Here is a 13,230-nt window from a genome sequence, read left to right on the forward strand (position 1 = left end):
TGGCCGAGGACCCGCACAGCCGCGTGGCCTGCGAGACGCTTTTGACCACCGGCCTGGCTTTCATCGCCGGCGAGATCACCACCAAGGCCTATGTGGACTTTCCCGCCATCGTGCGCGGCACGGTGAAGTCGGTGGGCTACACCGACGCCAGCTACGGCTTCGACGCCCAGACCTGCTCGGTCATCTCTTCCATCCACGAGCAGTCGCCGGACATCAAGCAGGGTGTGGACCCGGGCGGCGCCGGCGACCAGGGCATGATGTTCGGCTACGCCTCGAACGAGAATCCCGAGTACATGCCCACGGCCATCCTGCTGGCGCACAAGCTGACCATGCGGCTGGCGGAAGTGCGCAAGAGCGGCCAACTCGAGTTCCTGCGGCCGGACGGAAAATCGCAGGTCACCGTGGAATACGACGGCAATCACAAGCCGCAGCGCATCGACGCCGTGGTCGTCTCCAGCCAGCACTCGGAGACCGTGGACAACGAGAAGCTGCACTCCGACATCCTCAAGCACGTCATCCAGGCCGCCCTTCCCGCGCACCTGCTCGATCAGGACACCAAGTACCACATCAATCCCACCGGACGTTTCGTAGTCGGCGGACCCATGGGCGACACCGGGCTCACCGGGCGCAAGATCATCGTGGACAGCTACGGCGGCATGGGCCGCCACGGCGGCGGTTGCTTCAGTGGCAAGGACCCGACCAAGGTGGACCGCTCCGGCGCCTACGTGGCGCGCTACATCGCCAAGAACATCGTTGCAGCCGGACTGGCGGAGCGCTGCGAAGTGCAGCTTGCTTATGCCATCGGCGTGGCTGAGCCGGTGAGCGTCCTGGTGGATACGTTCGGTACCAGCGACCTTTCCACCGGAAAGCTGGAAGAACTGGTGCGCGCGAACTTCCAGCTCACGCCCAAGGGGATCATCGAATCGCTGCGACTGAGCCGGCCCATCTACCGCAAGACCGCGGCCTACGGCCACTTCGGGCGCAACGACCCAGACTTTACCTGGGAGGCGACCGACAAAGCGGCCAAGCTGCGCGAGCAGGCTAGCGCCGCGACGGTCAAGACGGGATCCAGCACACCGGCCAAGTAACCTTCGCCACGGGGCGCGGCGATATGCGCCCCACGCTTCCCCCCTTCTAGTATCCTAGTGTGGTTCTGGACCCAGTCCGGGCCACGCATGCACGAATCCCGGGAATTATTGACGCGAAAGCGCGGAAAGAAGCCATCATGACTACTGCAACCCAAGTGAAGTGCGACATCAAAAATCTGGAGCTGGCGGACCAGGGCAAGAAGCGCATCGAGTGGGCCAACCAGTCCATGCCGGTGCTGCAGATCATCCGCAAGGAATTCATCAGGAACGCGCCGCTGAAGGGCATCCGCATCTCCGCCTGCCTGCACGTGACCACCGAGACCGCGAACCTGGCCATCACGCTGCGCGATGGCGGGGCGGACGTGGTGGTGTGCGCCTCCAACCCCTTGTCCACCCAGGACGACGTGGCGGCTTCGCTGGTGCGCGACTACAGCATCCCGGTGTTCGCCATCAAGGGCGAGGACAGCGAGAGCTACTACCAGCACATCCTGGCGGCGCTCGACCACAAACCCCACATCACCATGGATGACGGCGCCGACCTGGTGACCACGGTGCTCACCAAGCGCAAGGACGTGGCCGACGGCATCCTGGGCGGCACCGAGGAGACCACCACGGGCGTGATCCGGCTGCGGGCCATGGCCAAGGAAGGCGTGCTGCGCTATCCCATCGTGGCCGTGAACGACGCCGACACCAAGCACCTGTTCGACAACCGCTACGGCACCGGGCAGTCCACGCTCGACGGCGTCATCCGCTCCACCAACATGCTGATAGCAGGCTCGAAGTTTGTGATCGCCGGCTATGGCTGGTGCGGCAAGGGCCTGGCCTCGCGCGCCAAGGGCATGGGCGCGGACGTGATCGTCACCGAAGTGGATCCCACCAAAGCGCTGGAGGCGGTGATGGACGGCTTCCGCGTGATGTCCATGAGCGAGGCAGCGAAGATCGGCGACGTCTTCGTCACCGTCACCGGCAACAAGAACGTCATCGTCAAGGACCACTTCGAGGTCATGAAGAACGGCGCCATCGTCGCCAACTCCGGCCACTTCAACGTGGAGATCGATATCCCGGCGCTGGGCAAGCTGGCCTCCGCGCGGCGGCCCACCCGCGAGTTCGTCGAGGAGTTCGCGCTCAAGGACGGCAAGAAGATCTACCTGCTGGGCGAAGGGCGGCTCATCAACCTGGCCGCCGCCGAGGGCCATCCCGCCTCGGTCATGGATATGAGCTTTGCCAACCAGGCGCTGTGCGTGGACTACCTGGTGAAGAACCACAAAGAGCTGGAGAAGAAAGTCTTCCCCGTACCCGCGGAGCTGGATAAGCGCGTGGCGAAGCTGAAGCTCGAGTCCATGGGGGTCAAGATCGATCGTCTCACGCCGGAGCAGGAAGAGTACCTGGCGTCGTGGAGTGAGGGGACGTAACACCTATCACAGGGACACAGAGCCACAGAGGTGCACAGAGAAGGGCGGCTCGCGCCGCCCTTCTTGTTTGCGTGGTGTCGGCTTCCGCGCCGTAGAGACGTGGCATGCCACGTCTCGGCGACTCCGCATCCCTCACAAGATGACGATCGAGATTCCCTTGTTCTGGCGGCCCAGATCGGAGTCCTTCTTCCACTCCGGATAGCGTTGCAGCCACTTCCAGGAAGCTTCATCGGAGATGCGCCAGTCCTCACCGTAGATGACTTCCTGGATTGTGCCGCTTTGCTGCAGCTCGCGCAGCCGCAGCTGAATGGCCACGCGCAAGGCGCCGCCCACGCCACTGGAGCCGTAGCCATGGATCACCCGAAGAGCGGTGACTTTCGCGGCTCGCGCCGGGCTCAACTCGCGCTCCAGCCGGCGGAGGGCTTCCTCGACGGTGGGCATGCCGTCTTCGATGTTGACCGATTTGATGAACGCTGGCTTTCTTGACATTCGCGTCAGCCCCTGTCGCTGCGGGCGTCAGTGGTGTGAAACGTTGATTCTCTCACCTGGGGCGGGTCGCGCCCAAGGGCTGGTAGAGACGTAGCGCGCTACGTCTCTACGGTTGCCTCGGCATCTCCCGCGGTTTTCGTTTATCGTTTATCATCTTTCGCTTGCCATGAGCATGAAAGAAATCGCCTCCTGGGCGCTGAACGTCGCCAACCTGCGCGGGGCGAGCTATGCCGACGTGCGCATCGTGGACGAGCGCGCGCGCTCGCTCGCGACGAAGAACGGCAAGGTGGGGAGCGCGTCGGATGGCGAGTCGCTGGGCGTGGGCGTCCGGGTGATCGCCGACGGCGCCTGGGGATTCGCCGCGACCGACGACCTGAAGTGCGAGTCGGTGGAGGTCACGGCGGCGAAGGCGGTCGCGATCGCCAGGGCCTCGGCGCGAGTCAAGCAGTACGACGTCCGCCTGGCCCCGGAGAAGGCGGTCACCGACGAGTGGGCCACGCCCTGCCGCATCGATCCCTTCACCCTCTCGGTCGAAGACCACCTGGCGCTCCTGCTGAAAATCGATTCCGAGCTGTGCGCGGTGAAAGGCGTGACGCTGGCGGAGACCGGCCTGAGCTTCCGCCGATGCGAGCAGTGGTTCTACTCGTCGGAAGGCTCCGACATCCATCAGACGAAGTACATCACTGGCGCGGGCTACGCCGCCTATTCCTTCGCGGGCACGGAGATCCAGAAGCGCAGTTTCCCCAACTCCTTCGGCGGGCAGTATCAGAACAAGGGCTATGAGCTGATCGACGAACTGAAGCTCGAGGAGAACGCGCGCCGCATCGGCGAGGAGGCCGTAGCGCTGCACCAGGCGCCGCAGTGTCCGGAGGGGAAGTTCACCATCGTGCTCGATTCCTCGCAGCTCGGCTTGCAGATCCACGAGTCGGTGGGGCATCCCATCGAGCTCGACCGGGTGCTGGGCATGGAGGCGAACTTTGCCGGGATGTCCTTCCTGACGCTGGAAAAACTGCGAACGCTGCGCTACGGCAGCGACCTGGTGAACGTGGTGGCCGACGCCACGCCCGCGCACGGTCCCGGCCTCGGCACCTTCGCCTACGACGACGAAGGCGTGCCCGCGCAGTGCACGCCCATCATCTCGAACGGACTGTTCACCGGGTATCTGTCCTCGCGCGAGACGGCGCATTCCATCGGCGAGAACCGCAGCGGCTCGACCATGCGCGCCGAAGGATGGAATCGCATCCCGCTCATCCGCATGACCAACATCTCCATCCTGCCGGGGGAGAAGCCGCTGAGCTTTGAGCAGCTCCTGGCCTCGACCGACGACGGCATCTACATGCAGACCAACCGCTCCTGGTCCATCGACGACAAGCGCTACCAGTTCCAGTTCGGCTGCGAGATCGGATGGGAGATCAAAGGCGGCAAGCTCGGGCGCATGCTCAAGAACCCGTCATACTCGGGCATCACCACCGAATTCTGGAACTCGATGGACGCCATCTGCTCGCGCGATGAATGGACTCTGTGGGGCACGCCCAACTGCGGCAAAGGGCAACCGATGCAAACCATGGGGACGGGGCACGGGGCCAGCCCGGCGAGGTTTCGCGATGTGCGGGTGGGCTCGGCATATCGTGGGACATGAGTTCCACCCACCAGGCACGGAGACACGGAGACACGGAGGCACGGAGTTTAGGTTTGTCATTCCGAGCGCAGCGAGGAACCTGCTTTCGACTGAACTGATTAGCTGCTGATGCTTACTCAAGACCAAGCCCGTGAGCTCTTCCAGCGTGTGCTGAAGCACTCGCGCGCCGACGAGACCGAAGCCATCCTCGCCGGCGGCGCGCATGCACTCACGCGCTTTGCCAACAACACCATCCACCAGAACGTGGCGGAGGAGAGCGCGGCGCTCTCGGTGCGTGTGGTGGTGGGCGGGCGGACGGCGCGCGCCTCCACCAACAAACTGGATGAGGAGAGCATCCGCCGCACCGTCGCGGCTGCCGAGGCTCTGGCAAAGGTGCAGGCGCCGGATGCGGATCTGCTGCCCATGGCAACGGCGGCCGATGCGGGCGCGGCCTCCGATGGCGCGCCCAGCCGCTACTTCGACGAGACGGCGGCGATCACGCCGGAAGAGCGGGCGCAGGCGGTGGGCAGCATCGTGAATGTTGCGGGCAAGAACAAGCTGACGGCTGCGGGCATTTACTCGACCTCGTCCGCGGCGGAGGCCATCCTGAACTCGCGCGGGCTGGTGCAGTTCCACCAGCAGACGTCTTCGGAAATCTCCATCACCATGCTGGGCGGGGACTCTTCCGGCTGGCAGAAGGCGAACTCGCCCGACGCTCGCAACCTCGCCCCGGCGGCGCTGGCCGAGACCGCGGCCCGCAAGGCACGCGGCTCCGCCGCGCCCCGTGAACTTGCGCCGGGCAAGTACACGGTGATTCTCGAGCCGGCGGCGGTGTTGGATCTCGTGGGCTTCATGTTCTGGGATTTCGGCGGGCAGGCGCTGCTCGACCAGCGCAGCTTCCTGAACGACCGTGTGGGCAAGAAGATCTTCGGCGAGAACATCACCATCTGGGACGACGTGATGCATTCCCTGCAGTCGGGAGCGCCCTTCGACGGTGAAGGTGTGCGCCGGCAGCGCGTGAAGCTGGTGGAGAACGGCGTGGTGAAGCGGCTGGTGTACGCGCGCGGCACCGCCGCGAAAATCAAGCAGTCAGAACTGGCCGCGCAGATCGGCGAGGTGGCGGCCACCGGGCACGGCTTCCCCCTGCCCAACGAGATGGGGGAGGCGCCGATGAATGTGGTGTTCGAAAGCGGGCCCGCCGGCTCGCGCAAGACGGTGGAGCAGATGATCGCCTCGACCGAGCGCGGCGTCCTGGTGACGCGGCTCTGGTACATCCGCGAAGTCGATCCCTACGAGAAGATCCTCACCGGCATGACGCGCGACGGGACCTTCGTCGTCGAGAACGGAAAATTGCAGCAGGGCATCCGCAACTTCCGCTTCAACCAGAGCCTGCTGCACATGCTGTCGAATGTGGTGGCGATGGGCGAGCTGGTGCGCGCCAGCGGGGAAGAATCGTTCGACATGGTGGTCCCGGCCATGAAGGTGAGGGACTTTAACTTCACCGAGGTTACGAAGTTCTAGCCGCTATTTAGTATGGAGGCACGGGGGCAAGCATGAGCGACCAGCCCGGTAAGCCGGCCAGCGGGTCCGCAGAAAGCGCGACGCAACTGGTCGCGCCCATCCGCGTGATCCTCGCCGACACGCAGTCGCTCTATCGCGTGGGCATCCACAAGATCTTCGCAAGCGAGGACGGCATCCAACTCGTCGCCCAGCCGGAGACGCTGGAAAAGACGCTGGAGGCGGTGGCGAAGTTTCCCGCCGACGTGCTGCTGTTCGAGGCATCTCTCTCCGAAGAACCCGCCGAAGTCGTGGCTGGGATCCTCCAGCGCGTTCCTGGGTTGAAGGTCGTCATCCTGATCGACAAGCCACTGCGCGAGGATGAGACGGTGGAGTGCGTGCGCCGCGGGGTGCGGGGCATTGTGAGCCGCTCCATCCCGCCGGAGCTGCTGGTGCGCTGCGTGCGCAAGGTGGCGGCCGGCGAGCCCTGGCTGGACAAGCGCAGCGTCCACTGGCTGGCCGAAGCCTACCGCGCGCAGCCGCATCCCAGCGTGCCGCATGGCAAGCTCAGGCTGTCGGAGAAGGAGCAGGTAATCGTCTCCCTGGTCACCGACGGCCGGCGCAACAAGGAGATTGCCCTCGAACTCAGCACCTTCGAGCAGGTGGTGAAGAACTACCTGCGCCGCATCTATGAACGCTTCGGGATCTCCGACCGGCTGGAGCTGGCCATCTACTGCCTGCAGCATGGGCTGGCGAAGCACGGAAAGCGACTCGCCGCGCCCCCGGCCCGGGCCTAGCTCCGCGCGTCTTGTAATCCCGCGCAGCGTTTGTTATCGTGGCCGCCCTTCGAGAATGAAGAAGAACATTTCCATTCGCGTGAACGGAGCGGATCGCAGCGCGGAAGTGGAGCCGCGGCTGCTGCTGGTCCACTTCCTGCGCGAGGTGGCGGGGCTGACCGGCACCCACATCGGCTGCGAGACCTCGCTGTGTGGCGCCTGCACCGTGCTGCTCGACGGGCGCGCGGTGAAGTCTTGCACCGTTTTGGCCGTGCAGGCTGACGGCCAGTCGGTGACCACCATCGAGGGCCTGGCCGACGACGGCAATCTGCACGCCATCCAGCAGGGATTCTGGGAGGAGCACGGCCTGCAGTGCGGCTTCTGCACTCCGGGCATGATCCTGTGCTCGCATGACCTGCTGAGCCACAATCCTGCTCCCTCGGAAGGCGAGATTCGGGAGGCCATCGGCGGCAATCTCTGCCGCTGCACCGGCTACCAGAACATCGTGAACGCGGTGCAGTCAGCCTCACGCAAGATGGCCAAGCATCCGGCGAAGCGGAGGAAGAAGTAATGGCGCGGGCCGCCAAATCGAAGGCGTCCAAGTGGGTGGGCCGGCGCCTGCGGCGCAAGGAAGACCCGCGGCTCATCCAGGGCATCAGCCATTACACGGACGACCTGCGGCTGCCGGGGATGCTGCACTGCGCCTTCGTGCGCTCGCCGCACGCGAATGCCAAAATCGAGTCCATCGAGACCGGCGCGGCGCGGTCGGTCGAGGGCGTGGTGGCGATCATCACCGCGCAGGACCTTACGGACGTGAACAGCGTGCCCTGCGCCGGCGCGCTGCCGAACCTGAAGGTCCCGCCGCATCCGCCGCTGGCCAAGGGCCACGTCCGCTACGTGGGCGAGCCGGTGGCCGCAGTGGTCGCCGAGGATTTCTACGCCGCGCGCGATGCCGCCGAGCTGGTGATGGTGGATTACGAGTCACTGCCCGCCGCGGTGGACATGGAAAAAGCCCTGGAGGGTGGCGCACTGGTTCATCCCCAGTTCGGAACCAACCTCGCCTTCACCCACGAGCTGAAAAACGGCGACATTGCCGGTGCCTTCAAGCGCGCCGACCTGGTGGTGGGCGAGCGCCTGGTGAACCAGCGACTGGCGCCGATCGCGCTGGAGACTCGCGGCGTGTTGGCGCAGTACCTGGCAGGTGAGGGCACGATGACCGTGTGGTCCTCCACTCAGATCCCCCACCTGCTGAAGACGCAGATCTCGCTGATGCTGGGCATGCCGGAGACTTTAGTGCGCGTGGTGACGCCGGAGGTCGGCGGCGGCTTCGGCAGCAAGCTCAACGTGTACGGCGAAGAGGCGGTGGTCCCCTGGTTGGCCAAGAAGCTGGGACGCCCGGTGAAGTGGGCGGAGACGCGGCGCGAGAACATGGCCGCCACCATCCACGGCCGCGACCAGATCAACTACGTGGAGCTGGCGCTCAAGCGCGATGGCACCATCCTGGGGCTGCGGGCGCTCATCCTCGCCGACCTGGGCGCGTATCACCAGTTGCTGACGCCCATCATCCCCACGCTGACCGCGCTGCTCATCACCGGCTGCTACAAGATCCCGGCGGTGGACGTAGAAGTAGTGGGCGTGTTCACCAACAAGATGTCCACGGACGCCTACCGCGGCGCCGGGCGCCCGGAGGCCACCTACATCATCGAGCGCATGGTGGACGTCGCCGCGGGCGCGCTGAAGATGGATCCGGCGGAGATCCGCCGCAAGAATTTCCCCAAGGCCTCGCAGTTTCCTTTCAACACCTCCACCGGGATCATCTACGACTCCGGCAACTATCAGGAGACGCTGAAGCGCGCGTTGCGCATGGCCGGTTACGACAAGCTGCGCGCCCGGCAGAAAGCTGGATGGAAGCAGGGAAAGCATTACGGCATCGGGGTTTCGACTTACGTCGAGATCTGCGCCATGGGCCCCTCGAGCGCCATGCCGGCGGGCGGCTGGGAGAGCGGCACGGTGCGGGTGGAGCCGACGGGGAAGATCACGGTGCTGACCGGGTCCTCGCCGCACGGACAGGGGCAGGAGACCAGCTTCGCGCAGATCGTCGCGGACGAACTGGGCCTGGAGCCCGGGGACGTGAATGTGGTCCACGGCGATACCGCAGTCGTGCCCTACGGCATTGGGACCTTCGGCAGCCGCGCCACCGCGGTGGGCGGCACTGCCATGTACTTCGCCACGCAAAAAGTAAAAACCAAAATGACGACGCTAGCCGCCCACCTGATGGGAGTGAAGCCCTCGCAGATCGTCTTCGCGAACGGCCGGGTCAGCACCAAGGGAGGCAAGAAGTCGCTGGCTTTCGGCGAAGTGGTCGGCGCCGCCTACGTGGCCAAGAACCTGCCGCCGGGATTCGAGCCCGGCCTGGAGGGCACGCACTTCTTCGAGCCTTCGAACTTCACTTTCCCCTTCGGCGCGCACGTTTGCTCGGTGGAAGTGGACGCCGAGACCGGCGAAGTCAAAGTGGACAAGTACGTTGCAGTGGACGACTGCGGCAACGTCATCAACCCGATGCTGGTCGAAGGACAGATCCACGGCGGCATCGTGCAGGCCATCGGCCAGGCGCTCTACGAGGAGGTCCTCTACAACGAGGACGGGCAACTGGTGACCGGGACGCTGATGGATTACGCCGTGCCCAGGGCAGCGCAGCTTCCGCGCTTCGAGCTGGCGCGCACCGTCACGCCTTCGCCGGTGAATCCCATGGGTGTGAAGGGCGTGGGCGAGGCGGGGACCATCGGCTGCACGCCGTGCATCGTCAACGCGGTATGCGACGCGCTCTCCCCACTCGGCGTCCACAATCTGGACATGCCGCTCAAGGCGGAGCGGGTGTGGCGCGCCATGCAGGGAGGCAGGGGCAAACCGAGCGCGGAAAAAATTGCGCCGGCCAAGGCGGCCAAGAAGCCGCAGCGGGCCGGAGCGAAGAAGCGGAGGCGGGCATGATCCCGGCAGCCTTCGAATACGAGAGTCCGCGGACGCTGGACGAGGCGCTGGCCCTTCTGGCCTCGCGCACCGACGCCAAGCTGCTGGCCGGAGGACACAGCCTGCTGCCCGCCATGAAGCTGCGCGTCGCGGGTCCGGCGGCCCTCATTGATCTGGGACGCATCGCGGGCCTGAGCTACATTCGCAACGCGGGCGAGAAGATCGCTATCGGCGCCATGACCACGCACGCCGAGATCGCGGCCTCCGAGCTGCTGCACGCCGCTTCGCCGCTGCTGGCGGAAACCGCCGCCCACATCGGTGACGTGCAGGTGCGCAACCGCGGAACCATCGGTGGCAGCCTGGCGCATGCCGACCCCGCTGCCGACTATCCCGCCGCCATCCTGGCGCTCGACGCGGAGATGGTGGCCATGAGCGAGCGCGGCGAACGCGTCATCCCGGTCCGGAAGTTCTTCACCGGGCTGCTGACAACCGCGCTGCGGCCGAATGAGATCCTCACCGAGGTGCGCGTCCCCAGGACCACCGCCGCGGGCACGGCCTATAAGAAATTCCATCATCCGGCTTCGGGATTCGCCGTGGTGGGCGTGGCCGCGGTGGTGAAGCTGCGCGGCGGAAACATCGAGAGCGTCGCGGTCGGGATCACCGGCGTAGGAATGCACGCCTACCGCGCGGCGGCGGTCGAGTCCGCGCTGCGCGGTAAGCCGCTCTCCGCCATCGCCATCGCCAACGCCGCGGAGAAGGCGGCCGGGAAGATCGAAGCCCTGAGCGACACCTACGCCTCCGCTGAGTATCGCCGGCATCTGGCGCAGGTCTTCACCCGCAGAGCGCTCGAAGCGGCGGTCAAGGCCGCGGGGAAGTGAAGCTCGAAGGCGCGCAGAAGGTCCCGGCGCCGCGGGCCACGGTCTGGCGGGCCCTGATGGACCCGGCAGTGCTCCAGCGCATCCTGCCGGGCTGCGAGAAGTTCGAGGCTGCCGGCGAGCACCACTACGCGGCCGAGTTCAAGGCAGGCATCGGAGCGTTCAGGAGCAGCTTCAGCGGCGAGGTCAGGCTCTCAAACATCAAGCCGGAGAAGTCCTACACCCTGTCGTCTAAGGCCAAGGGCTCAGGCGCATTTGTCGAAAGCACAGCGCACGTCGAGCTGGAAGACGCGGGGAAAGAGACCAACCTGAAGTACGCGGCCGAGGTCAAGGTCGGAGGCGCGCTGGCCGCGCTGGGCGGACGGCTGATGGAAGCCGCGGCGCACAAGAACATTGCCGACACCTTCAACAATCTGGCGAAGGAGTTCAGGAAGAAGTAATCATCCTCTGCTATCCTAGCTGGCCAATTCATCTCACACTGGAGAGTGCCCGTGAAAGGCGATGCCAAGGTCATCAAGCTGCTGAACCAGGTGCTGAAGGCGGAGCTGACCGCCGTCAACCAGTACTTCCTGCACGCCGAGATGTGCCACAACTGGCGCTACGAGAGGCTCTACCGCTTTATCCGCAAGGAGTCGATCGACGAGATGAAGCACGCCGAGATCCTGATGGAGCGCATTCTCTACCTCGAAGGCACGCCCAACATGACCGACTACTTCAAAATCAACATCGGGCAGACGGTGGAGCAGCAGTTCAAGAACGACCTGCAGGTGGAGTACGACGCGGTGAAGCGTCTGAACGAAGGCATCAAGGCCTGCGACGCGGTGGGCGATGGCGGCTCGCGCGAGTTGCTGGAGCACATCCTGGTGGATGAAGAGGGCCACGTGGACTGGCTGGAGGCGCAACTGCACGCCATCGAGGAGATGGGCATCCAGAACTACCTCGCCCAGCAGCTGCACGGCGACGAAGAAGAGAAAGGCTAGGCGTACCGCGGATCGGAGCGGATAAACGCGGATTCACTTCTTCTTCACCACGGAGATACCCTTCGACTGCGCTCAGGGCAGGCTCCGGCAGGGAGCGATTTCGTCCCCTGGGCTAGAATAGAAGCTGCCTCACCTGCACGCCTCCCAACCTGACAGCGGAGAGATGGCCGAGTGGCTGAAGGCGCACGCTTGGAAAGCGTGTTTACTCGTAAGGGTAACGTGGGTTCGAATCCCACTCTCTCCGCCAGATTCCTCCGTAGATATTGCAGGGTAGAGGTCCAAGAAAGGAGCATACCGTGTCAGAGAGCAATGGTGACAAGGCGAGATTCTCACGGGAACGCAAGAAGAAGGAACTGAAGCGGAAGCACAACCGGGAATTAAGGAAGGCCCTGGGGATCCCGAAGCCGGCTTAGACTTCGACGGCCTTAAGGCTGATTTCGCCAGTTCCGCTTTTCAATCTCCCACTCAACATCCTTCAGCTCGACGCCGGAGTGCTGGGGGTCTCACGCGACCTGTTCGCGGAGGTCCGCAGCCAGGACTTCCAGGTCCGCTAGGGTCGTTTCGCTCAAACCGTTCACGCCGGCCATACCGCACCATAGAGATGGATCACGGCTTGGTCCCGTCACAATCAGCTCGGAATGCACTGAGTCCCCACTCGTGCCGCTTGCGGGGGTCCATCTTGGGATGGCACTTCGCCAGCCAGAGGAGCCGGCGCTCGACCACCGTGCGCGCCCACGCTGGCGTTGGGGTGCTCTCCAGGCCAAACGGGGGTGGCTGGTGAATCATTTGTCCGCGACTCCGGAAGCCACAAGCTTAGCTTTGGTGTAAGCGTTGCACAAACAGACCTTGCACGCACCACAGCCGTTGAGCGCAAGTGGCAGCGCCCTATGGTCTCTCTTCTCGTGTGAACACGTGCAGATTGCGCTCGTCATGTCCTTGATCGGGCCGCGGTGCCGGAACCGCCGTTCCCGTTGCTGCCCGGAGCCGCCACGGCTGGAACTTTGCGGGGCGGGAGCGGGCCTGCCTCCCAGTCCCTCCGCCAGAATCGCACGAAGGGCGCCACGATCAGTTCATACACCAGCGTCCTCAGGGGATGAATCATAAGAAACCACGGCCACTCACGGCCTGGGGTCCGTCTAAGAGGGGGGGACTTCAGATAGGCTGACTTAGTTCAGAGGACCTGAAGAGGGAGAGAAACTGCTCACTCATATCGACAGTAGGCCCACGGTCGGACGTTGTCAAATGGGGCGCCCTTGCCCCTACTTTTCCAACCCGGGATCCTAGTTCTCGAAGTCCTGCGGCGTTTCGAAGCGAGCGCCATTAGGGCGACATTATATCCGTTGACGATGTGGACTCAGGGCTTTGTTGCGGGCGGCGGGTCGGGCATGCCGCCGTCGAAGATCACCTTCCAGAACTTGTCCGGTTGGCGGCGCCAAGCGGTCAAGTAAGTCCCGTGGCTGATGGTCTTCTCTCCCTTTTCGTCCACCCGGGTGATCTGGTAGCGGCCCAGGGTGCAGCCCAGGTCGCG

General features: G+C 64.6%; 11 protein-coding genes and 1 tRNA gene. 11 read left to right on the forward strand and 1 reads right to left on the reverse strand.

The features are described 5' to 3' along the window. Together metK and ahcY are read left to right on the forward strand one after the other, a co-directional pair. On the forward strand, positions 1 to 1,088 hold a 1,088-nt coding region (gene metK, locus VGQ94_02990), incomplete at its 5' end, for a methionine adenosyltransferase (GenBank protein HEV2021471.1). Positions 1,089 to 1,225: 137 nt separating this feature from the next. Beyond that, positions 1,226 to 2,500 carry an adenosylhomocysteinase gene (gene ahcY / locus VGQ94_02995; GenBank protein ID HEV2021472.1) on the forward strand — a complete coding sequence of 425 codons (1,275 nt, stop codon included), beginning with the start codon at positions 1,226 to 1,228 and terminating at the stop codon, positions 2,498 to 2,500. Positions 2,501 to 2,632: 132 nt separating this feature from the next. Here ahcY and VGQ94_03000 read toward each other — a convergent pair whose 3' ends face one another. Next, entirely contained in the window at positions 2,633 to 2,989 is a 357-nt protein-coding gene (locus tag VGQ94_03000; GenBank protein HEV2021473.1) for a Smr/MutS family protein, read from the reverse strand. A gap of 166 nt (positions 2,990 to 3,155) precedes the next feature. Between VGQ94_03000 and VGQ94_03005 the strand changes: the two genes are divergently transcribed. The 9 genes from VGQ94_03005 (at position 3,156) to VGQ94_03045 (ending at position 11,949) form a co-directional block, all read left to right on the forward strand. Then, entirely contained in the window at positions 3,156 to 4,628 is a 1,473-nt protein-coding gene (locus VGQ94_03005) for a TldD/PmbA family protein (protein HEV2021474.1), read from the forward strand. A 108-nt stretch (positions 4,629 to 4,736) separates the two neighbouring features. Then, on the forward strand, positions 4,737 to 6,128 hold the full coding sequence (locus VGQ94_03010) for a TldD/PmbA family protein (protein ID HEV2021475.1): 1,392 nt from the start codon (positions 4,737 to 4,739) through the stop codon (positions 6,126 to 6,128). Positions 6,129 to 6,160: 32 nt separating this feature from the next. Further along, entirely contained in the window at positions 6,161 to 6,901 is a 741-nt protein-coding gene (locus VGQ94_03015) for a response regulator transcription factor (GenBank protein HEV2021476.1), read from the forward strand. A 55-nt stretch (positions 6,902 to 6,956) separates the two neighbouring features. Next, positions 6,957 to 7,451, forward strand: a complete 495-nt coding sequence (locus tag VGQ94_03020; protein HEV2021477.1) for a (2Fe-2S)-binding protein — start codon at positions 6,957 to 6,959, stop codon at positions 7,449 to 7,451. Further along, on the forward strand, positions 7,451 to 9,868 hold the full coding sequence (locus VGQ94_03025) for a xanthine dehydrogenase family protein molybdopterin-binding subunit (protein HEV2021478.1): 2,418 nt from the start codon (positions 7,451 to 7,453) through the stop codon (positions 9,866 to 9,868). Before VGQ94_03020 ends, VGQ94_03025 begins: the two co-directional genes overlap by 1 nt. Further along, complete coding sequence (locus VGQ94_03030) at positions 9,865 to 10,725, forward strand: xanthine dehydrogenase family protein subunit M (protein HEV2021479.1); 861 nt, start codon at positions 9,865 to 9,867, stop codon at positions 10,723 to 10,725. The genes VGQ94_03025 and VGQ94_03030 overlap by 4 nt, the downstream gene beginning before the upstream one ends. Further along, entirely contained in the window at positions 10,722 to 11,162 is a 441-nt protein-coding gene (locus VGQ94_03035; GenBank protein HEV2021480.1) for a carbon monoxide dehydrogenase subunit G, read from the forward strand. Before VGQ94_03030 ends, VGQ94_03035 begins: the two co-directional genes overlap by 4 nt. 51 nt (positions 11,163 to 11,213) lie before the next feature. Next, on the forward strand, positions 11,214 to 11,702 hold the full coding sequence (bfr, locus tag VGQ94_03040) for a bacterioferritin (protein HEV2021481.1): 489 nt from the start codon (positions 11,214 to 11,216) through the stop codon (positions 11,700 to 11,702). Positions 11,703 to 11,859: 157 nt separating this feature from the next. Further along, a tRNA-Ser gene (locus VGQ94_03045) sits at positions 11,860 to 11,949 on the forward strand. The last annotated feature ends 1,281 nt before the right edge of the window (positions 11,950 to 13,230 follow it).

This window comes from Terriglobales bacterium, from assembly GCA_035937135.1.
Lineage (GTDB): Bacteria > Acidobacteriota > Terriglobia > Terriglobales > Acidobacteriaceae > DASYVL01.